Annotated in this window: 21 protein-coding genes and 1 pseudogene; 6 read left to right on the top strand and 16 right to left on the bottom strand. The window is 54.3% G+C overall.

The genetic code is table 11. The features are described from left to right. Positions 1 to 401: 401 nt before the first annotated feature. Positions 402 to 1307, bottom strand: coding sequence for a fructokinase (gene mak / locus ACQG1Y_RS05185; RefSeq protein WP_368740797.1), 906 nt, complete (start codon positions 1305 to 1307; stop codon positions 402 to 404). Between the two features lie 123 nt (positions 1308 to 1430). Between mak and rdgC the strand changes: the two genes are divergently transcribed. After that, positions 1431 to 2345, top strand: a complete 915-nt coding sequence (gene rdgC / locus ACQG1Y_RS05180) for a recombination-associated protein RdgC (protein ID WP_368740798.1) — start codon at positions 1431 to 1433, stop codon at positions 2343 to 2345. A gap of 47 nt (positions 2346 to 2392) precedes the next feature. Here rdgC and ppnP read toward each other — a convergent pair whose 3' ends face one another. The 5 genes from ppnP to ACQG1Y_RS05155 all read right to left on the bottom strand — a co-directional run bounded on the left by ppnP (position 2393) and on the right by ACQG1Y_RS05155 (position 5029). Continuing rightward, complete coding sequence (gene ppnP / locus ACQG1Y_RS05175; protein ID WP_003859131.1) at positions 2393 to 2680, bottom strand: pyrimidine/purine nucleoside phosphorylase; 288 nt, start codon at positions 2678 to 2680, stop codon at positions 2393 to 2395. Positions 2681 to 2751: 71 nt separating this feature from the next. After that, positions 2752 to 3429 (bottom strand): AroM family protein, encoded by a 678-nt coding sequence (locus ACQG1Y_RS05170; RefSeq protein WP_368740799.1) that lies wholly within the window; start codon positions 3427 to 3429, stop codon positions 2752 to 2754. A 236-nt stretch (positions 3430 to 3665) separates the two neighbouring features. Then, on the bottom strand, positions 3666 to 3857 hold the full coding sequence (yaiA, locus tag ACQG1Y_RS05165) for a protein YaiA (RefSeq protein ID WP_032624771.1): 192 nt from the start codon (positions 3855 to 3857) through the stop codon (positions 3666 to 3668). 44 nt (positions 3858 to 3901) lie between these two features. After that, positions 3902 to 4426, bottom strand: coding sequence for a shikimate kinase AroL (gene aroL, locus ACQG1Y_RS05160; RefSeq protein WP_017383154.1), 525 nt, complete (start codon positions 4424 to 4426; stop codon positions 3902 to 3904). A gap of 144 nt (positions 4427 to 4570) precedes the next feature. Further along, positions 4571 to 5029, bottom strand: a complete 459-nt coding sequence (locus ACQG1Y_RS05155; RefSeq protein ID WP_003859141.1) for a YaiI/YqxD family protein — start codon at positions 5027 to 5029, stop codon at positions 4571 to 4573. A 97-nt stretch (positions 5030 to 5126) separates the two neighbouring features. Between ACQG1Y_RS05155 and proC the strand changes: the two genes are divergently transcribed. After that, entirely contained in the window at positions 5127 to 5936 is an 810-nt protein-coding gene (proC, locus tag ACQG1Y_RS05150) for a pyrroline-5-carboxylate reductase (protein WP_015571314.1), read from the top strand. A gap of 16 nt (positions 5937 to 5952) precedes the next feature. Here proC and adrA read toward each other — a convergent pair whose 3' ends face one another. The 5 genes from adrA to ACQG1Y_RS05125 all read right to left on the bottom strand — a co-directional run bounded on the left by adrA (position 5953) and on the right by ACQG1Y_RS05125 (position 10310). Then, a complete protein-coding gene (gene adrA / locus ACQG1Y_RS05145; protein WP_414234655.1) occupies positions 5953 to 7056 on the bottom strand; it encodes a diguanylate cyclase AdrA in 1104 nt (367 codons plus the stop codon). A 102-nt stretch (positions 7057 to 7158) separates the two neighbouring features. Further along, positions 7159 to 7479: a phosphate starvation-inducible protein PsiF gene (gene psiF, locus ACQG1Y_RS05140; protein ID WP_015571316.1), complete on the bottom strand. Its 321-nt coding sequence runs from the start codon at positions 7477 to 7479 to the stop codon at positions 7159 to 7161. Positions 7480 to 7773: 294 nt separating this feature from the next. Then, positions 7774 to 8034, bottom strand: coding sequence for an anti-adapter protein IraP (gene iraP, locus ACQG1Y_RS05135; protein ID WP_003859148.1), 261 nt, complete (start codon positions 8032 to 8034; stop codon positions 7774 to 7776). 208 nt (positions 8035 to 8242) lie between these two features. Then, complete coding sequence (locus ACQG1Y_RS05130; RefSeq protein ID WP_015571317.1) at positions 8243 to 9457, bottom strand: multidrug efflux MFS transporter; 1215 nt, start codon at positions 9455 to 9457, stop codon at positions 8243 to 8245. 169 nt (positions 9458 to 9626) lie between these two features. Further along, positions 9627 to 10310, bottom strand: a complete 684-nt coding sequence (locus ACQG1Y_RS05125) for an extensin family protein (RefSeq protein WP_368740801.1) — start codon at positions 10308 to 10310, stop codon at positions 9627 to 9629. A 103-nt stretch (positions 10311 to 10413) separates the two neighbouring features. On the opposite strand from ACQG1Y_RS05125, the gene ddlA reads away from it, so the two are divergent. Further along, positions 10414 to 11511, top strand: coding sequence for a D-alanine--D-alanine ligase (ddlA, locus tag ACQG1Y_RS05120; protein ID WP_061855963.1), 1098 nt, complete (start codon positions 10414 to 10416; stop codon positions 11509 to 11511). Positions 11512 to 11514: 3 nt separating this feature from the next. Here ddlA and ACQG1Y_RS05115 read toward each other — a convergent pair whose 3' ends face one another. Further along, a complete protein-coding gene (locus tag ACQG1Y_RS05115) occupies positions 11515 to 11736 on the bottom strand; it encodes a DUF2754 domain-containing protein (RefSeq protein WP_015571318.1) in 222 nt (73 codons plus the stop codon). Positions 11737 to 11984: 248 nt separating this feature from the next. On the opposite strand from ACQG1Y_RS05115, the gene ACQG1Y_RS05110 reads away from it, so the two are divergent. Then, the gene (locus ACQG1Y_RS05110; protein ID WP_003859159.1) at positions 11985 to 12287 is read left to right on the top strand and encodes a DUF2755 family protein; all 303 of its coding nucleotides are present in this window, start codon (positions 11985 to 11987) and stop codon (positions 12285 to 12287) included. On the opposite strand, the gene ACQG1Y_RS05105 is transcribed toward ACQG1Y_RS05110, so the two are convergent. Both ACQG1Y_RS05105 and sbmA read right to left on the bottom strand, forming a co-directional pair. Next, positions 12288 to 13385, bottom strand: coding sequence for a DUF1615 domain-containing protein (locus tag ACQG1Y_RS05105; RefSeq protein ID WP_017383149.1), 1098 nt, complete (start codon positions 13383 to 13385; stop codon positions 12288 to 12290). Positions 13386 to 13397: 12 nt separating this feature from the next. Further along, on the bottom strand, positions 13398 to 14618 hold the full coding sequence (gene sbmA / locus ACQG1Y_RS05100) for a peptide antibiotic transporter SbmA (protein WP_003859162.1): 1221 nt from the start codon (positions 14616 to 14618) through the stop codon (positions 13398 to 13400). 351 nt (positions 14619 to 14969) lie between these two features. Here sbmA and ampH point away from each other — a divergent pair, with 351 nt between their 5' ends. Beyond that, positions 14970 to 16130: a D-alanyl-D-alanine-carboxypeptidase/endopeptidase AmpH gene (ampH, locus tag ACQG1Y_RS05095; protein ID WP_045339045.1), complete on the top strand. Its 1161-nt coding sequence runs from the start codon at positions 14970 to 14972 to the stop codon at positions 16128 to 16130. A 2-nt stretch (positions 16131 to 16132) separates the two neighbouring features. Here the strand turns inward: ampH and ACQG1Y_RS05090 are convergent, their stop codons facing one another. Together ACQG1Y_RS05090 and ACQG1Y_RS05085 are read right to left on the bottom strand one after the other, a co-directional pair. Then, on the bottom strand, positions 16133 to 16759 hold the full coding sequence (locus tag ACQG1Y_RS05090; RefSeq protein WP_015571320.1) for a helix-turn-helix domain-containing protein: 627 nt from the start codon (positions 16757 to 16759) through the stop codon (positions 16133 to 16135). Positions 16760 to 16847: 88 nt separating this feature from the next. Continuing rightward, positions 16848 to 19622, bottom strand: a pseudogene (locus tag ACQG1Y_RS05085) (autotransporter outer membrane beta-barrel domain-containing protein). Between the two features lie 452 nt (positions 19623 to 20074). Here ACQG1Y_RS05085 and hemB point away from each other — a divergent pair. Further along, complete coding sequence (gene hemB, locus ACQG1Y_RS05080) at positions 20075 to 21049, top strand: porphobilinogen synthase (protein WP_015571323.1); 975 nt, start codon at positions 20075 to 20077, stop codon at positions 21047 to 21049. Positions 21050 to 21110 lie beyond the last annotated feature (61 nt).

The following is a 21110-nucleotide window of genomic DNA, read 5'->3' as shown; positions in this document are numbered from 1 at the left end:
GGTGAGGGGGAACATACGGCTCTGGTGGTCATTCCGTTCACGTTATGTTCCTTGCTACTCTGTCACGACATGAGCGGTGAACGTGCCAGGGTGGCTCAGTCGCCACCACCCTGGCGACCCGGGCTTCCGGCGGAAAATCGCCGCTTCGCGGTGCCTTCGGCTTATTCCTTCCGGCTTATCGGGGACGGGCGGAGGTAACATCCCTGTAAAGCCCGCCCTCTCGGCGCATCCCTGCGCCTCGCCCCGGCCTACAGGAAACGCCTCAGCGATTTACAGCCGGACCGAGGCATCGCTGAAAGCCCTCAGTTATTCTGAGGCAACGTTATAGCTTTTGCTTTCAAATTACTGGGGTAGCCTCTCCCCACGGGGAGAGGGCACAAACATCAAAAACGGTTTTGCGTTTATTCCGACCAGAGCCACGCCGCGCCGCGCACTCCGCTGGAATCTCCGTGGACGGCTTTGCGGATCGGCGTTTCGCACTCGCCGCCAAATACCCACTGTTTCACCAGCGTTGGCACCGTGGCGTACAGCCGGTCGACGTTGCTCATGCCGCCGCCCAGTACAATCACGTCGGGATCAAGAATATTGATCACATGCGCCAGTGACTTAGCCAGCCGCATTTCGTAGCGGCTGAGCGCCAGTTCAGCCACCGGATCCTGCTCCTCAACCAGACGCATAATCTCGTTACCTTCCAGCGGCTGACCGCTCAGACGATGATAATCGGTGGCAAACCCCGTGCCGGAAATAAAGGTCTCAATACAGCCCTGCTTGCCACAGTAGCACGGTACTTCGGCGCGGTATTTGAGTTCATCTTCATCCATCCACGGCAACGGATTGTGCCCCCACTCGCCCGCGGTGCCGTTGCCGCCAATATGCGAGCGCCCACCGAGGGCCACGCCCGCCCCGCAGCCGGTGCCGATAATGACCGCAAATACGGTCTGCGCGCCAGCCGCTGCGCCATCCACGGCCTCAGAGACCGCAAGGCAGTTAGCGTCATTCGCCAGACGCACCTCCCGGTTCAGGCGTTGGCTTAAGTCTTTATCAAACGGCTGACCGTTGAGCCAGGTGGAGTTGGCGTTTTTCACCACGCCGGTATACGGCGAAATGGAGCCAGGGATCCCCATCCCGACCGTGCCCGTCTCGCCCGTTGCCTGCTCTGCCATATCGACCAGGCGGGCAATCGTCTCTATGGTCTGGTGATAATTATCGCGCGGCGTAGGCAGACGGTGGCGAAACAGTTGCTCCCCCTGCTCGCTCAGCGCAATAACTTCTGTTTTGGTGCCGCCCAAATCAATCCCAATACGCACAAGACACTCCTCATTATTTTGATTATCAACAGAGTAGAAGCCCGCTTCCCGATTAGCAATGCAAGCGATGCGACAATTCGTTATCATGCCCGCTGATTTAACGACAAGGCCGTGGAAATTATCATGCTGTGGTTCAAAAATTTGATGGTTTACCGTCTCAGCCGCGACGTTTCGCTGCGTGCAGAAGAGATGGAAAAACAGTTAGCCGCTTACTCCTTTACCCCTTGCGGTAGCCAGGATATGGCAAAAACCGGCTGGGTTCCGCCAATGGGTTCTCAAAGCGATGCGCTGACCCACGCCAGCAGCACGGGGCAAATCATCGTTTGCGCCCGTAAAGAAGAGAAGATCCTGCCGACGCCCGTGGTTAAGCAGGCGCTTGAAGCGAAGATCTTCAAGCTGGAAGCTGAACAGGGCCGTAAGCTTAAAAAAACCGAAAAAGATTCGCTGAAGGATGAAGTGCTGCACTCGCTGCTACCGCGCGCTTTTAGCCGCTTTAGCCAGACCATGATGTGGATCGACACCGTGAACGGGCTGATCATGGTGGACTGCGCCAGCGCCAAAAAAGCGGAAGATACGCTGGCGCTGCTGCGTAAGAGCCTTGGCTCATTACCGGTGGTACCGCTGACGCTGGAAACGCCGATTGAGCTGACCCTGACCGAGTGGGTGCGCAGCGGGACTGCCGCGCAGGGCTTCCAGATCCTTGATGAAGCAGAGCTGAAAGCGCTGCTGGAAGATGGCGGCGTGATCCGCGCGAAGAAACAGGATCTGGTGAGCGACGAAATCGCCGTGCACATTGAAGCGGGCAAAGTGGTGACCAAACTGGCACTCGACTGGCAGCAGCGCATTCAGTTTGTGATGTGTGATGACGGCTCCGTGAAGCGCCTTAAGTTCTGCGATGAACTGCGCGATCAGAACGAAGATATCGACCGCGAAGATTATGCTCAGCGCTTTGACGCAGACTTTATCCTGATGACCGGCGAGCTGGCGGCGCTGATTCAGAACCTGGTGGAAGGCCTCGGCGGCGAAGCGCAGCGCTGACAGGCAAAACGCAGGCCGGGTAAGCGAATGCGCCACCCGGCATGCTTTTATTTCAGATAGCGGCACAGATAAGAGGTTGGCTCTGCAACCTGTAAATGGAACTCGCTGTGGCCCGGCACGTTGAAGACCTGCCCGGCACTATAGACTTTCCACTCCGTTTCACCCGGCAGCAGGACGTTCAGCGCGCCGCTGACCACCGTCATCTCTTCCGCTTCTGCGGTGCCAAAGGTGTATTCCCCTTCCGCCATTACGCCGACACTGGCGCGGCCAGTGCTGCTGCTGGTAAAACCAATGGATTTCACTTTACCGGAAAAGTATTCGTTACTTTGAAGCATGAACTGGCCCTTATATTTATTGAGAAAAATCCACTATAGGGGCCATGCTCATGACCTGTCACGCAAAATCATTACACCAGTAATTCTGACGCCAGGCGCGCCATCAGGACGTTAGAGAGCAGCACCGGAACATCCAGCGCCTTTTGCAGTAAATCACGATGCCGCTGATGGAAGCCCAGGCAGTCGAGCATCAGGACATCCGCCCCTCTGTCGATCAACTCCTGCCCGGCCGCAATCAGCTTCGCTTCGCTGTCCCAGAACGGGTTTGCCAGTGCGTACAGCGGGGTGTGCTCCAGCGCGGCCCACTTCACCGTCTGGTTATCCAGCAGTTCCTCAACGGGAACGATGACCCCAACCTGATGACCATCAACAATTGAGGCCACCAGCGGGGGGATAATCCGCATCGGTTCGAGCAGAATGGCATTACGCGCGCTGAGTCCTTTAACGGGTGCCGTGCTCATCAGCAAAATAACGTCATAATCCTGATTGTCGAGCACTTCGATCACGCCCTGTAGCGCGCGCTCGATTTTCTGGCGCGACACATGCGCCAGTTTACCGTCACTGAGTAACGTTGCCAGGGAATCTTCCCCCTCTCCGACCGCGTAGTCTTCCATGACCTCTTCCCGACTGAGCTTCCCTAACAGACTGAGATGCGTAATTTGTTGTTCAGAGAGATGCTCGGTTAAGAGCGGTAATACTTCGCTTACAGGCACCACACCAATCGTGAGGATCGCCAACGTCGCCTTCATTTTGATCGCCTTCCGTTACTACCACAACTGCCACACAAGTACAGGCTCACTACGCTGCACTGTTCATTTTTTCAACAAAACAGCACCAAGGGTAGCAGGGGATCTCTACACCGTAATGTAAAGATCGACTGGCCTTTCCGAATCCACCTGTAATAACTAAATATTAACTGCTGCTTAACATCAGCGATATGTTAAAAGTGTGATTCAGGCACGGTTGTAACGAATTCGGATTCCTGTCAGGACTTCTCAGGATCCTCATAGCGCCGTTTCGCATCCAGCGCTTCCTGTTCGGTTTCATGTTCGCTGATCAGCGAATCAGGTTTAGGGTGATCGGCACGCAGCTGGTACCAGGTTACGGTCTGATCGCCGTTACCTTTTTCAACGATAACGATGCGGGCTTCACGTGGATAGGGAGGTCTGGTTGGCATAGCTCATCCTTTTTTTATGTCTGAGCTATGAGTATAGACGGCTGTTAGCTGGCGCAAGCCAAACGCAGGGCGGTAATAATCTGAATCGCAACTTTCTCGGGTGACGCTGACGCATCCACAACGTGGTGTGCCGCCTCGCGGTACAGTGCATCGCGTTCGGCGAGGACGTCGCTGACCTCTTCACTCAGCGGTTTCGCGGTCAGCGCCGGGCGCTGTCCCTCTTCCGGAAACGCCTCCAGCCGCCCCACCAGCGTAGAGACCGGGGCACAGAGGTAGATCACGACACCCTTTTCGCGCATAAACTGGCGGTTATACGGTGCCAGAATAATGCCCCCACCGGTCGCGATCACGGTTGACGGCGCGGTCACCGCTTCCAGCGTGGCCGTTTCACGCGCACGAAAGCTCTCCCAACCCTCATCTTCAACGATATCGGCGATGGTCTTACCGGCATTCTCCTGGAGCCAGTGGTCAGTATCGACAAACTGACTCTGGCACAGACGCGCCAGCTCCAGACCAACGGTGGTTTTCCCACAGCCGCGAGGGCCAACTAAAAAGATGGGTGGGTTCATAACCAGGTGTTCCCCTTGCTGCCGGATAACTGAAGGCTGTAAAGAAATGATTGCAGTAGATGTTGCGCTAACTTTACTGCAAAGCGGTACGGAATAACAAGCCTGTGGAAGCCACACTGTACCACAAAACCGCCCGGAGGTGGGCTACGCCGGGCGGCGCTTCACTTCCAGCAGCCATTTATCCAGCTCGGCGGCAAACTGCTGGCGATCGCGCTGCGACAGGCTGTCCGGCCCACCGGTTTGCACGCCGCTGGAACGAAGCGTATCCATAAAATCACGCATGGTGAGCTTCTCCCGGATCGTTGCCGGCGAATAGCGTTCTCCGCGCGGGTTCAGCGCCGCCGCCCCTTTCGCCAGTACATCGGCAGCCAGCGGGATATCCGCGGTGATCACCAGATCTCCTGCGTCACACAGGCGTACTATCTCGTTATCCGCCACGTCAAACCCGGCCGGAACGCGCAGAGAACGGATGTATCTGGAGGGCGGCACGCGGATATTCTGGTTCGCCACCAGCGTCAGCGGCATCTGCACGCGCTCGGCAGCACGAAATAAAATCTCTTTGATGACATTCGGACACGCGTCCGCATCAACCCAAATCGCCATAGTCTCTCCCCATTATGATTCTGGTGACTATTGTCGCCTGCATTTCGTTGTTAAGCTATCAATGAGAGATAACAACGCATAAAAACGGAGAGACGTGATGGATAAGAAAATCGGGTTTATCGGCTGCGGAAATATGGGCAAAGCTATCCTCGGCGGACTGATTGCCAGCGGGCAGGTGCTGCCGGGGCAGATTTGGGTCTATACCCCATCCCCGGATAAAGTCGCGGCGCTGCGTGATGAGTATGGTGTCAACGCTGCCGAAAGCGCACAGGACGTGGCTCAGGTGGCGGATATTGTCTTTGGCGCCGTTAAGCCGAATATCATGATTAAAGTCCTGAGCGAGATCACCTCCAGCCTTAACAAAGAGACCCTGGTGGTATCGATTGCCGCAGGCGTGACCCTCGATCAGCTCGCCCGCGCGCTGGGCCACGACCGTAAGATTGTTCGCGCCATGCCAAACACCCCGTCGCTGGTGAATGCCGGTATGACATCCGTTACCCCGAACGCGCTGGTCACATCTGAAGACGTGGCGGATGTACTGAATATTTTCCGCTGCTTCGGCGAAGCGGAAGTGATTGCCGAACCGATGATCCACCCGGTAGTCGGCGTGAGCGGCTCTGCCCCGGCGTATGTCTTTATGTTTATCGAAGCCATGGCCGATGCCGCCGTACTGGGTGGAATGCCGCGCGCGCAGGCCTACAAATTTGCAGCGCAGGCGGTGATGGGTTCGGCCAAAATGGTGCTGGAAACGGGTAAACATCCGGGCGAACTGAAAGATATGGTGTGCTCACCGGGGGGCACAACCATTGAAGCCGTGCGCGTGCTGGAAGATCGCGGGTTCCGCTCCGCCGTGATCGAGGCGATGGAAAAATGCATGGAAAAATCAGAGAAGCTCAGTAAGTCCTGATGCGTTACGCCGGGCGTCAGGCGGCCACTTCGGTGCGGCCTCGTCCGGCATTTTTGGCTTTATAGAGGGCCACGTCCGCCGCCTTTAGCCATTCACGATAGTGGGTGAACTGCGCCCCCCAGGGGGCAACCCCAACGCTGATACACAACCTCGCCATAGGTGCTCCGTGCAGCGGCATGTTGACCAGCCGTTCGTGGACGCGCGACATCGCTGCAATCGCGCTGTCGGCAGGCGTGCCGGACATGATCACCGCGAACTCATCCCCGCCAAAACGGCCAATATAATCGCCTGAGCGCAGGGTCAGCTGAAGCTGGCGCGTGATGGCGACAATCGCTTCATCCCCCACGTCATGCCCCCAGGTGTCGTTGATCGTCTTGAAGTGATCGATATCGATGAGCAGTATCGTCGCCTGTCGATGGCTTCGACGGCAGGCCTCAAATTCGTTACGCAGCAGCGTTTCCCAGTGACGGCGATTGAACACGCCGGTCATTCCGTCGCGGGTACTCATCAGCTCAAGCCGACGCTTATGCTCTGCCAGACGGATCGCCGTGCGGTGGCTGAGCCAGGCAAACAGTATGGGATAGACCACCAGCACGGGGAGCGTCAGCCACAACGCCAGCGGTTCAGAGGTCAATACCACAGGAGTACCCATGGATTGCACGGTCAACAGGGCAGACAGGGCAAGTAGCGCGAATCCTGTCAGAAATAACCGGCATCCCCCCGATCCCATCATATTCATGCCGATCATCACGATCAGCGCCGCCGTTGGTAGCGCATTGAACCCTGTTAGCCCCATCCAGACACCGGCAATAATGGCATCGATTTTCAGATTAACAATTTCACTGATGTGGGGTTCAGCCGAACGAAAAGCCAGCTGCCAGGCCAGATGGGGCCAGACAAAGACCCAGCCCACCAGCAATAACCACCAGACGCCGGAAAGAAACTGGCTCACCAGGACGCTGGCAAGCGGAACAAATAGCGCCGCCAGAGCAACGATGCGTGCCAGCCGTATTCGCCGGGCAAATCGCAGACCGGAACGGTATGAATCATCCTGAGAAAGCTGCTGGTGCCACGCTTCCCGAATGTTCTCGTGATTGTCATAAAACTCATCATTCATCATTTTTGGGAATATTCTGAAACATTTTCCCAAATTATAGAGAGGGGGATAGCGGGGAAAGTATGAAATTTTGGGTGAGCCACAGCCGTGACTCACCCGTTAGCACTACGCCTGTTTTTTGAGGCACGCGCTCATAAACTTGCTGCGATCGTCGCCTTTCAGCATCTGCTGTGTCGCCTGGGCGTTGCACTCACGCATTTTTTGCTGCTGTGGGGTCAGGCTTTTTTCACCGGGTTTAGCCGCACCATTTTTAAGGCAGTCGCTCATGTACGTTTTACGGGCATCCCCTTTCAGGCTTTGCGATGTCGCCTGTTGGTTACAGGTCGTCATGCGCTGCTGCTGGGGCGTTAACGTTTTCTCTTCCGCGTGTGCTGAGGCGATCAGACACAGGCCAGAGAGCAGGGTAACCAGTATTGTTGTTTTCATTGCACCATCCTTTATGTGAAGTTCCACGTTAAGTCTGGCTCGTTACGGGAAAAAAACCACCCTGCGACTCTGATTTTCGCCGGGCTCTGCGGTTATTTCAGCCCTGTATCGGCACAATATTCATTAACCGGTTTCGCCGGGGGGGAGGCGGTAATTAATAACAGAAATTATGCGGTGAAAGGTGTGCTCTGTCTCAATTTAATTTTCCCTGCATAAATGTGTAAAAATAAAAACAGAGCGACGCCAGGCATCCTGCATGACAATTCTGTGACACGTCATTTCACCTCAGACAGGTTAGCTGCGAGGATGCCTTAAAAGCTTCTTTACGTATTGCTGAAGCAGCTCCGCATCTTCCGCAGGCACCTGGGAATCAGGACGCGCTTTTTCCAGCGCGCCTTCAACGTTGTCGATCAACGCCTCCTGCTCCGGTTTTGCCATCTGTCGCAGCAGCGCCGTCACAACGATTTCCAGCGCCTCGACCTGGGCAACCAGCTCTTTCGACTCTTCTTCCTTTTGGGCAAGCTTAACCAACAACTCAGCAATGAGATTTTTCATGGTGCTATTTCCTTATGTGATTTCCCCTGAAATTAACACCCTCTCTGAATAATGAAAAGCATGGATTGGCTTTATCTTATGCAAAAGTGACATCGCTGCCAAAAAAGATATTTCAGCGCGAAAGCGAAACGTTTTCCTGAAAGAAAGGCGCCGCATTTCGTTATATAAAAATGCGGCGTTCATAAGAATAAATAATATATTATCGTGTTTACCGGGCCGACTTTGCCTCAGCGATTCGCCTGCGGCGTCGCAAGGCAAAGGCCAGTTGAATAATATTCAGCAGGACCACCACCGCCGTCGCGGCAAATACCCAGCGGAAACCCGCCATCGCCGAGACCGAGGCGCCGATAAGCGGGCCCGCTACGTTGCCTAAATACATGAACGACTGGTTGTAGCCAAAAATGCGGCCGGTTACCTGGTCACTGGAATATTTCACCAGCAGCGTCTGAACAGCGGGCAGCATGGCGCCATCTGCGAAGCCAAGCAGGAAGCGCAGGATGCCGAGCTGAAGAGGTGTGGTGACGAATGACATGGCAAAGAAAAGGATCACCGCAATGATGAGCGTTGCCATCAGAATACGTGCCGTACCGATCCTGTCGCCCAGTTTCCCCAGACGCGGAGCAGACATCAGCGCCGACACGCCCGGCACCGCGGCAATCATCCCGCTCAGAAAAGCAATGTTGCTGCTGTCCGGCGCCATCGACTTGATAAACAGCGCCAGAATCGGCCCTACCGAACCGTTACAGAGCTGGATCACCATCGTCGTCACAAAGAGGCTAATCATCAGGCCAGGATAAGGCAGCGAGGCGAAAACCGCTTTTCCGCTCAAGCGTTCGGATTTACTGACAACAGGCCGCCCGCCCTCTTTAATCAGAAAAAGGGTGACCAGAAAGCTGATCGTTAGCAGGATCGCGGTAATGATAAAGACCGCACGCAGCCCGACATGGTCCGCCAGGAAGCCGCCGAGCAGCGGGCCGCCAATGACCCCGCTGATCTGGGCCGTGGAAAGCGTGCTGAGCGCCCAGCCGCTTCGCTCACGCGGTACCTGTGAGGCCACCAGCGCCATGGCATTCGGAATGTAACCGGAGGTCAGCCCCATTATCGCCCGCAGAATAAACAGCTGCCAGACGTTGGTGGCGAAGGCCTGGAGCAAAATGGCTATCGCCATCCCCAGCGAGGCGCGGAGCAGCATCAACTTGCGCCCCTTGCGATCCGCCAGGCTGCCCCACATCGGCGACACAATGGCGGAGACCAGAAACGTCACGCTGAACGTCAGGCCGGACCACATCGAGAGCGCTTCATGGGAAGTCACTCCCAGCTGCGACACATACAGCGGCAGGAAGGGCAATATCTGGCTGATAGCCAGTCCGGTGAAGAAGCAGCCGAACCAGACTGAAATGAGATTAACTTTCCAGGATTCCATAACAGAAATAGTCTTCATTTTTAGGCGAATTCGCCGACAGATTAGCAAGTTACGCGCAATGACATAGCGCCAGAGATGCGGCCTTGCAGACTTTGGTGTTTTATCTTCCCAGTCATCATATTTGTGAAATAAGTCACAATTTATCCAATTTTTGGCGGAAGATTATGCTTCATCGACATAATCCATAGTCGCGCATCCCCAGATGGAAATGGTTGGCATGGGCGGCATTATAGTCCGGCCCCAGACCGTTACCGTAATAGCCACAGCTTGCCGAGAGCAGGGCCTGTAGCCAGGGCTGCGTCTTTTCCGCTTTCCAGCCGTTCAGGACGGTAACGCGCTGTCCATTTGCCAGCCTGAAAGCGCTGATATCCAGCGCATCCGCCGTGGCATGTTCGCTGCGCCGCGCATCCGGGCGGCTGTAGATATTGCGGCAGGCGAAGCTGCCCAGATGTTCAATACGAGTAAGCTCGCTTCCGGTCCAGGTTTTGGTGAGCGGTCGGGCCTGCTGGCTGACAAACAGCGCCGAACTTAACGCCAGCGGACAACTGGCCAGAAAGCTGCTGTTCAGGCTCACCGGGCCAAAATCGCGCACGCGCACCACGTTACTCAGCGGACACTCACCGGCGCTGTCAGCGACAGCCTGGGTACGGATAAGCTGGCGTTGATTCGCCTGCGCTAACAGGCTTTCGCATGCCTGCGGTGTTAAACGTCGAAGTTTAAACTGGGTTATTTTTCCGGGCGGATCGTCAAGCGTAAGCGGCACGAAAGGATTGTAATACGGCGGCAACCAGCGGTAGCCCACCGTGGCGATCCCGGCAATAACAATAAGAATAAGCAGACCTTTTCCTTTCACGCGCCCCCCTTCAGCATCCCCAAAACATTATGGCAGAAGGCCGCGAAACCCGCCGGGCATCGTGGTATGTTATGGGCTTTTCGTCAGACTGGAAGAGAGTGAGATGGCAAAGCAGCGCGTAGGTATTGTCTTTGGGGGAAAATCGGCAGAGCACGAGGTGTCATTGCAATCGGCTAAAAATATCGTTGATGCGATTGATAAAAGCCGTTTTGACGTGGTGCTGCTGGGCATTGATAAACAGGGCCAGTGGCATGTTAACGATGCCAGCCAGTATCTGTTACACGCTGACGATCCGGCGCACATTGCCCTTAATCCTTCTGATGTCAGCGTCGCAACGGTTCCAGGCGTGGAACAGGGACAGCTTATCGATGCCGGGAACGCGCAGGCGCTGGTACAGATTGACGTAGTGTTCCCTATCGTTCACGGCACGCTGGGCGAAGACGGCTCTCTGCAAGGCATGTTGCGGATGGCGAACCTGCCGTTTGTCGGTTCCGATGTGCTGGGCTCTGCCGCCTGCATGGATAAAGACGTCACAAAACGTCTCCTGCGCGACGCCGGTCTGAATATTGCGCCGTTCGTGACGCTCACTCGCGCCAACCGCGATAAACACAGCTTCGCGCAGATCCAGGCGCAACTCGGCCTGCCGCTGTTTGTGAAACCGGCGAATCAGGGCTCGTCCGTCGGCGTCAGCAAAGTCACCAGCGAAGCGCAGTTTAACGATGCCGTTCGTCTGGCCTTTGAATTTGACCATAAGGTGGTGGTTGAGCAGGGAATTAACGGTCGTGAAATTGAGTGCGCCGTACTGGGCAACGACTTCCCGCAGGCGAGTACCTGTGGTGAAGTGGTACTGAACAGTGACTTCTATTCCTACGACACCAAATATATTGACGACAAAGGTGCCCAGGTTGTGGTTCCCGCCGCGCTCGATCCCGACGTTAACGACAAGATCCGGGCGATCGCCGTTGAAGCCTATCAGGCGCTGGGATGCTGTGGGATGGCGCGCGTCGACGTGTTTCTGACGCCGGATAACGAGGTGGTGATTAACGAAATCAACACTCTGCCGGGCTTTACCAATATCAGCATGTACCCGAAGCTGTGGCAGGCCAGCGGGATAAGCTATCCGGAACTGATCACCCGCCTGATTGAACTGGCACTGGAGCGCCACGCCGCTGACAGCGCCCTGAAAAGTTCCGTTAACTAACGCTTAGTCAGCTTTCTCTGCCGTCGTCGTCTCATCGGGACGACGGCGGATAATAAATCCCGCCAGCCAGAAACTGATTACCCAGGTTACCAGCCCAACCGCATAGGTTTGCCAGCCTTTCGCTTCAAATCCCAGCAGCCCGACAACACCGTTGAGAATAAAGATCAGCCCGATCGCAAAGGCGTAGTAATGCCAGTCACGGCGTAATTTGGAAGTGAGCTTCATGACAACTCCGGCAGAAAAAAAACTATCCTCTCACAGTTTGATAATGGCGTCTGTGGCGGATACGTAAATTCTGAAATGCAGCGCAGTTTCACTTATGTTATCAATTTGTGACGTGATGCAGAAATCGACAATCCAGGAGAAATCCTGAGCCGAATTTCCCACGATTCTGATATTGACAAATGCTATGACCTGTCACACTCACCCTGTACGACGCGTATTAAAACAGAGTGATATTATCGGGAGGTCTTATGGCAGACTTTACATTGTCGAAACCGATTTTTGGCGGAAAACAACCAAAAACCTCCACGGCGGGGAATATTGCCTATGCCCTGTTTGTTCTGTTTTGTTTCTGGGCAGGAACCCAACTGCTGAATATGCTGGTGCATGCCCCTGGCGTGTATGAGCATCTGATGCAGGTGCAGGATACAGGCCGCCCGCGCGTTGAAATCGGTTTAGGCGTGAGCACCGTATTTGGACTCATTCCCTTCCTCGCGGGCAGCATGGTTCTGGGCGTGATTGCCCTTGTCCTGCGCTGGCGCAACCGCCACTGATTACAGTCCCATACAGCGTGCCCGACGATCGTCAACGCGTTTCGCGAACCAGGCGGTCGTCAGGTTACGCGTGATCTTCGGGCTTTCCAGCTGAATGCCTGGCAGAATGGCTCTGGGTAAAGCCTTTCCACTTTTCTTCTCGGCCAGCGCAAAGACCTGCTTATACAGATCCGTTTTCTCAAACGCCAGGCTGTCGCCCTTCTCCAGCTGTCGGCGAATGTCGCTGTTGCTCATCTCCAGCTTCGTCGAGAGTTTTCGCACCGCACGTTCGGTGGTCCCGGCCTCACTGCTGCCGTAAGCAATGAGATCGCCGTCCAAAGCGAGCTTCACACCGCTGGCGCGGCTTACCGCATTCTGGAAGGCTGCATTTCGGCTGGCATACCAGCCCGCGTTAAAGTCGGCAAAGCGATACAGCGGTTTATCGTAGTTGGCCGGATAATTCAGCAGGTGATACGTCCCAAACCACAGCCCACCGCGCAGGGAGAAGACCTCCTGACGTACCGTACCGTCGATATCCCACGGATAGCCGTCGGTATGCTTTTCCGCAAATGCGATACTGACCTGCATCGGACCGCCGGTATGCACCGGATTTAGCGAGCCAAACAGCTTCTGCCCCATCGGCACCATATTGATGAAATCATCGAAAATGGCGCTAAGCTGTTTCTCGGTTTTCACCGTATCCAGCCGTTCACTGTAGCTTTTACCGTTTGGCGAGGTGATTTTAAGGGCGGTATGCACCAGGAAAACCGGGATATGCATCGATTCGGCCCGGCGGTCGATCTCCTTCCAGGCGATTTTGTTCAGGCCAGGCACTACAGGATCTGACTGATACATCGATTCCTGCTGCGCCACCGCGAGCACCGAGCAGATATTCTCCTCGGTAGGCGCGATCTTCTGACTTTTGAAGGTCGCGGCCAGCGCATCAGCCCACTCACTGCGATCCTTCACGCTGGCGGGCATTTTTTGCCGCACCACGCTCGCCACATCAACGGGCTTCTCCCCTTCTTTGAGCGGGGCAGCCCCTTTTTCGGCACAGCCCGCCAGCACGAAAGCGGCGAGTAACGTCAGCGGTAATGCACGTGGTACGGCAAATGGCATAGCAATTCCTTTTTAACCTAATGTATGGGTGACTTCCTGCACGTCCTTATCGTCCAGCTCACGCTCGAAACTGCGTAAACGTTTGTAGATGGACATCAGTTCCACCAGCGTAGTCCAGGAGCTGATCAGATACTGGAACGAACCGCGAACCTGACCAAAGACGTTGGTGATTTGGGTCATCAGACCGAGCGTAATCGTACCCGCAACGATGGACGGGAACAGCAGGAACAACCCGAAAACGTTATCAACCTGAAGATAAAGAATGCGCGCGATATTGAAATACATGTAATGGAAATAGAGGCGGAAATAGTTACGACGTACGGCGCCAAACAGCTCACGCACGGTAGGCGGTGACGCACGGTTGGCATCGTCTTCGCCATACACCAGTTCTTTACGGTAGGCCGCTTCCACGCGCTGGTTTTTAAACTCCAGCCCCGGCAGCTTGATCCCCACCACCGCCAGCAGCCCCGTTCCCATCAGCGACCAGACAATCGCAGCAATCACCAGGCCGTATGGCAGATGGCCGACAATCGGCAGCTCCGGAACGTGCGACGAGAGCGTCACCAGCACCGGCAGGAAGGCGATCAGCGTCATGATGGCGTTGATAAAGCTCACGCCCATATCTTCCAGAGTAGAGGCAAAACGCATGGTGTCTTCCTGCACACGCTGTGCGGCACCTTCGATATGCCGCAGGTGCTGCCAGTGCGCCATATAGTGTTCGTTCATCGCGGTACGCCAGCGGAACACATAGTGGCTGACGAAAAAGTTATTCATCACGCCAATCACCACGGCGATAAGGGCGATGCCGAGGAAGATCCCCACCTCATGGTAGAACTGGTTAATGGTCACTTTATGCGGCGAACTCAGCGCCGTCTGGATCAGATCGTAAAACGGCGCATACCAGGCGTTGACCGCTACGCCCACCTCCACCAGGAACCAGGTGACAAAGATGATTAACGACGTGCCGAGAATCGACCAGTATTGCCAGCGGTGAGGAGAATAGACGAACCAGAACATGGCAAAAAGCCCTACGCAGAGCACGTAATAAGCGTAGAAAAGCAGATAGCTCATGGACCAGAAGCGCGCTGCGCTAATGGGAATGTCGCCTGTTGCCCCCGTAAGACGGGTCAGCCACGCGCCGCCACCGGCCTGCCAGAAAATGACAGCCAGCAGTGCCCAAATAAATGCCGACAGGAAAAAGGGCCCCGGCTTTGGGAAAAAAGACTTAAACATTGTGCTTCCTTCTTGTTGTTATGGCTGTTGCTGTGTTCAACATATCGCCACACGAAACCTTGCCTGTGCCAGACTCCCGGCTCAGGCAAAAAAGTGAGACCTGCGGGTGAATTATTAGTTCGCTTCACAGTTTTCAGGAATTGTTTCGGTGCGTTTCATTCGCAACAGCGATCGTAGCGTCTATCATACGGTCGATGTCACAAAATGGGAGCCACGCCGCAAGTAAATTGTTCAAATTTACCCACGGTTACGTTTTTCTCGCTATCGTTATGCAAATCGGGCCATTGCCCGACGCCGATTAGTAGTATAACTACCCGTAACTTTCCTTATTCACTTGATGGATGCTTTTCGTTGAAACGTTGTCTGCTCTCTATCGCCGCGCTGTGTGCGGTGAGCCTGTCCACCGCCCAGGCAGCACAGCCTCTGACGGCCCCGGTTCTGGCCTCTGACATTGCCGATCGCTACGCGAACCTTATTTATTACGGCAGCGGTGCGACGGGAATGGCGCTGGTCGTGATCGACGGTAACCAGCGGGTGTTTCGCAGCTTCGGTGAAACACGACCGGGAAATAACGTTCGTCCGCAGCTGGATTCCGTTATCCGTGTCGCATCGATAACCAAGCTGATGACCAGCGAAATGCTGGTGAAACTGCTCGATCAGGGCGTGGTGAAACTCGACGATCCGCTCAGCAAATATGCACCGCCCGGCGCTCGCGTTCCGACATATCAGGGAACGCCGATCAGACTGGTGAATCTGGCGACCCATACCAGCGCCCTGCCGCGAGAACAGCCCGGTGGCGCTGCGCATCGCCCTGTCTTTGTCTGGCCAACCCGCGAGCAACGCTGGAACTACCTGAGCACAGCAACCCTGAAATCGGCCCCGGGCTCGCAGGCCGGCTATTCTAACCTGGCGTTTGATCTGCTGGCCGACGCTTTAGCGACGGCGTCGGGTAAGCCTTACCCTCAACTGTTTGAAGAGCAGATCACGCGTCCGCTCGGGATGAAAGATACCACTTACACCCCTTCCCCGGACCAGTGCAAGCGTCTGATGGTGGCGGAAAAAGGGGCCAGCCCGTGCAATAACACGCTGGCTGCCATTGGCAGCGGTGGCGTTTACTCTACGCCTGGCGACATGATGCGCTGGATGCAACAGTTCCTCTCATCGGATTTTTACGCGCGTAGCAATCAGGCCGACCGAATGCAGACGCTCATCTACCAGCGTGCTCAGCTACGACGCGTCATTGGCATGGATGTTCCAGGTAAAGCCGATGCCCTCGGCATGGGCTGGGTGTATATGGCGCCAAAAGATGGCCGACCTGGGATTATTCAAAAAACCGGTGGAGGTGGCGGATTCATCACCTACATGGCGATGATTCCGCAATCAAACGTAGGCGCTTTTGTGGTGGTCACCCGGTCGCCAAATACACGCTTCGTGAATATGAGTGATGGCATAAATAACCTGGTGGCCGAGCTGAGCGCCAATAAAGCGCAGGTGCTTACGGCCTCTAACTGATCTCAATAGTCCGTGGGCAAACGGTTGATACTGATCAGTTTGCCCCGGCTCATATTGATGTAGTTCCCCTGTCGCAGCGCCGCCAGAACCTCAGCAACGACCGAACGAGAAATACGAGTGCTACGCTGAATATGATTCATAACACCAATTTTTGAACGTAGCGTGTCATCCCACTCGGCCATATTGATCAGCATCGCCCGGATTTGGCTATAGGAATTATTTCCGACCAACTGCATGTCACGTTTTCCCAATAAATGGTTAAGCCATGACAGCCAGCAGAAAGCCTCTTGCCAAAGTTGCGCGTCCTGAATAAGCTGGTACGCGTCAGATGCCGGTAAATAAAATCCGGTACAAGGCGTCTGTGCCATCAAAGAATATTCAAGATAGTTTTCATTTATCCATGCGCTTAAACCGTGGATATACGGTGCCCGCGCAATACCCATAAGTAATTCGTCTGATTTACGGTGGACGGCCGTCAGGCCGGATTGTATGACAACGGTCAATGGTTCATCATCATTATTGCCGGTAGTTATTAATTGTTGTGGTTCGATCTTAAATGGGGTACCGGCGACTTCCAGACACTTTATGAGCCGGCTTAATTCAGAAAGTGGTTTCGCATTAACGTTCATGCATACCTCAAGTCATCTGTATCTGTCGGTTCTTTATTATTTTTAAAGCACATAAAAAAGCGGGGGAAAAATCCCCCGCGCTTTTCTCTTACCAGGTATATTTCACACCCAGGTTTGCTCCCCAGTTCTGGTCAACGTCGCCGCCGCCCAGATAAGTCGCATCAGTGTAAGCACTGAAGTTTTTCGTGAAGCTGAACTGAGTGCCCAGTCCCACGCGAACCGCAGAGCCTTCCACGCCGTTATCAATGCTGTCATTGTTGATATCAGCATTGTTGTCGGCATCGTCATACACGTAAGCCAGTTTGAAGTAAGGCGTTAATGCCTGCTCGCCGCCTTAGTTGAAGGTATAACCTGCATCCACGCCGAGTTCATAACGCATACTGTCGTAAGACTGACCATCGATACGCATGTCGTTGCTTAACTGGTAGTCATCACCGGACTGGAACAGGCCAGAGATCGCCGCGTAAGGCGTGACGTAGCCAGACAGGTTTGGTTTCCAGTCATAGCCCAGTTTCATCCCGAAACCAACGGCGTCAGTCGTGGTATTACCGTCAACATACTGACCGTTGCTCATGGTAGCAGAGAGGTCGTTGTTGAAGCGGGTGTAGCTCAGGGAGCTGTCGAGGAAGATGTCGTTCATGAACTTCGCCGACGCGTAGATCATCGCAGTCTGGCTGTCCTGATCGACCTGACCAGTACGATCGCTGATATCACCCTTTGCGAAACCAGCCGCACCACCGACAATCCACTTCGCGTTATTACCGTCGATCTGAGTATCCAGACCTACCATAATGCCGCTTACGTCCTGATCGTAGCTAACGGTGCCATTATCCGCGTCAAAGTTGCCGCCGAAATAGCTCACCCATGCGCCGCCGTTATCTGCCAGGCCATGACGGCTGTTGGTCAGACGGGTACCCACGGTATCCTGTTGCAGATTCCAGATGTTGGTATTAGCAGAAGGAATGCTCAGCGCCATGTTGGCGTAGTCAGTCAGCTCTTCCTGCTGGAGAACAACGGTGTCGCCCTTCTGCTGCGCCTGATAGGTGTATGCACCTAAATCAGCTTTGTTTGCCGCAGTAAAGCTGGCAGCGGTATCCGCGTTATTGTCATAGACGCGAACGATCTCTTTGTTTTCGTAGTCAGCTACGGAGCCTGCGCCGGTCGCATCGTCGATGCGCACTTTATAGTTTCCGGCAACGTCACCGTTCACCGCCAGATGGCCGTCAGAGTTCAGCGCGACAACACCATAGTCGTAGTCCGCTTTAGAGCGATCGTTGGTGATATAGCGTGCGTTGTTCAGGTCGCTGTTCAGCACATAATCACGGCTGGCAACGTTAAGCACACCACCATCGGTCAGCACCATATTGTGCGTATCAACCTGACCCAGACCCAGCGCCAGCTCTGCACCGTTGTCCACGGTAATGGTGTTGGCATACAGCTCAGCTGTCTCTTCAGTGAGTGCAGCACGGCTGTAGCTATCCAGATACAGGCTGTCGGTAGCCACACCACCGCTGTCGCCAATATTCAGGCTAGACGCATTGGTCAGGGTGATGGAATCTGCCAGCAGGCCGGAGTTTTCAACATTGACCTGAGACTGGTTGTTCACCGTCAGCGCGTCGATGTTGGAGATCTTACGGGTATCCCACTCGGAACCGTTATCCAGCGCCACGTTGAACAGGCCGCTCTGATAAACTTCTTCACCTGCAACATGACCGTTGCTGTCAAAGGTAGAATCAGGCCAGATGCTGTTTGGAGAAAGCGTGTGCCAGTCTACATCGCTGTAGCCTTCACCATACATCTGCGCCGTGCCGATGGCTTCAACGCTGGACTGCGCGGCGCCAACCCATTTACTGCCGTTGGTCAGCGTGACATCCAGCTTGTCGGTATCATCCCAGCCGTTGGTAGTTGGGTTATAGACGCCGTCATCGGTGGTATCCGTTACCGGATCGCCATTCTCGTAGAAGTTGTTATCAAAGGTGCTGGCGAAAAGGATGTCGCCGGTAATGGTAGAGTGATCGAAGGTAGCGGTGGTCTGCATAGCGTTATCAGACGCGCCAGCAACAACGATCAGCGCCGCATCATCCGCAGCCGTGGCGTTGGTTTCACCGTAGTCGCTCGGCTTCGCCGTTTGACCGTAGAAGCCACTGGTACCCAGATCGCTGTACGCACCAGAGGTCAGCACAGAATCTTTCACCACCAGCGTATCGGTAAAGATATTGCTGCTGTTAGCAACCCCTTCAACACCGTCGTATGGCGTGTTATCCAGCTCCTGATAACCCTGCGTCAGCGTGATGCCCGCGATATGGGAGTTGTTCTGAATAACGATATCAGATTCAACGTCCAGCGTGATCGCGTTACCCAGACCATAGGTGTCCAGATAATGCGTTTCAGTGGTTTCACCATTGACGACATCGTAGGCGTAATGCTCGTAGGTATCGTTGATGGTGGAGTTATCAACAGTCAGGCTAAAACGATCATACTGGGTATGAGTGGTACCGTCAGTATCCACGCCATCTGCACACGTCGTGGTCATACACTCTGACGTGATCATGCCGTTAATGGTGCTGTTAGAAATACTCAACGCGTTCGCACGGCCATTGACACCATCATCCAGATAGTATGTCGAAATAACTCCGTTTACGGTTGATTTATTGATGACTGGATAAATGTCACCATCATGTGTGGCATCTGAATAATCCCAGTCAGCATAACCATAATACCAGGGCGTGGACGCGGTATTGTCATAGCCAAAAGTATTATATGTTGTGCCGGATATATCTTTCGCATTGGCCTGAGAAGCGATAGCCAGTGTGCAGGCTAATGCAAGTTGTGATACAACCAGTTTCTTTTTCCATGTTTGCATTGGGTCATCCCTCCTCAGGGACGTAAGCAAGTTTGTCCATCAAATCATTTAGCAACATTAAATTGCGGAAGGAATTATGCAGTTTCACTTCGAAAAGGTTCAATGAATGATTCCATTAAGTCCGTATTCAGACAAATAAGCTTATAAACCCATGGGAATATCAATCATTATGAATAAATATTATAAATTCAACTGATTGCAAACTACTTTAGTTGCTTCGGCACATATAATAAAAAGCAATAAATCATTTATATTTATAATCCCGAACCAATATAGAAACCTCACCAATATTAAACACCACGCTGAACACCAGAATAAGTTTTATAATATAGACAAAATACATACAGCGAATATTAGTCGATTTCGAAAATCTAAAAGACAACTTTAGTAAAACACCGCTCCCTGCTTTCAGGTACACTATACCTCTTTGTTCCACAAACATCAGGCATACCATGACCGATTTAATTGCACGTCCCCGTCGCCTGCGCAAGTCTCCCGCACTGCGCGCCATGTTTGAAGAGACAACACTGACCTTAAACGATCTGGTGTTGCCGATTTTTGTTGAAGAAGAGATCGATGACTACAAAGCCATCGACGCGATGCCGGGCGTGATGCGCATTCCTGAAAAGCATCTGGCCCGCGAGATCGAACGCATTGCGAATGCGGGCATCCGCTCGGTAATGACGTTCGGTATCTCCCACCACACTGACGCGACCGGCAGCGATGCCTGGAAAGAAGACGGCCTCGTCGCCCGCATGTCGCGCATCTGCAAAGAGAGTGTGCCGGAGATGATCGTCATGTCCGATACCTGCTTCTGCGAATACACCTCTCATGGCCACTGTGGTGTGCTGTGCGATCACGGCGTGGACAACGATGCGACCCTGCTGAATCTGGGCAAGCAGGCGGTAGTTGCCGCCGCTGCGGGTGCGGATTTCATTGCGCCTTCTGCGGCAATGGATGGGCAGGTACAGGCGATCCGTCAGGCGCTGGACGCTGCGGGCTTCACCGACACCGCCATCATGTCCTATTCCACCAAATTTGCCTCCTCTTTCTACGGCCCGTTCCGTGAAGCAGCCGGCACGGCGCTGAAAGGCGATCGTAAAACCTATCAGATGAACCCGCTGAACCGCCGCGAAGCGATTCGTGAGTCTCTGCTGGATGAAGCCCAGGGCGCTGACTGCCTGATGGTGAAACCTGCTGGCGCATACCTGGATATCCTGCGCGACATTCGCGAACGCACCGAACTGCCGCTGGGCGCCTACCAGGTGAGCGGCGAGTACGCGATGATCAAATTCGCCGCGCAGGCGGGTGCCATCGACGAAGAGAAAGTGATCCTCGAAAGCCTGGGGGCGATCAAACGCGCGGGCGCGGATCTGATCTTCAGCTATTTCGCGCTGGATCTGGCTGAGAAGAAAATTCTGCGTTAATCCGCTTTAGCGCCGGGTAACGACTTCGCCTTACCCGGCCTGCTCTCTGCACTAATCTTCA

The sequence above is a fragment of the Enterobacter cloacae complex sp. 397G4 genome (assembly GCF_050031515.1).
Taxonomy (GTDB): Bacteria; Pseudomonadota; Gammaproteobacteria; order Enterobacterales; family Enterobacteriaceae; genus Enterobacter; species Enterobacter hormaechei_C.
Note: the sequence above shows the minus strand (reverse complement) of the source record. Positions and strands in the feature narration are given on the sequence as shown.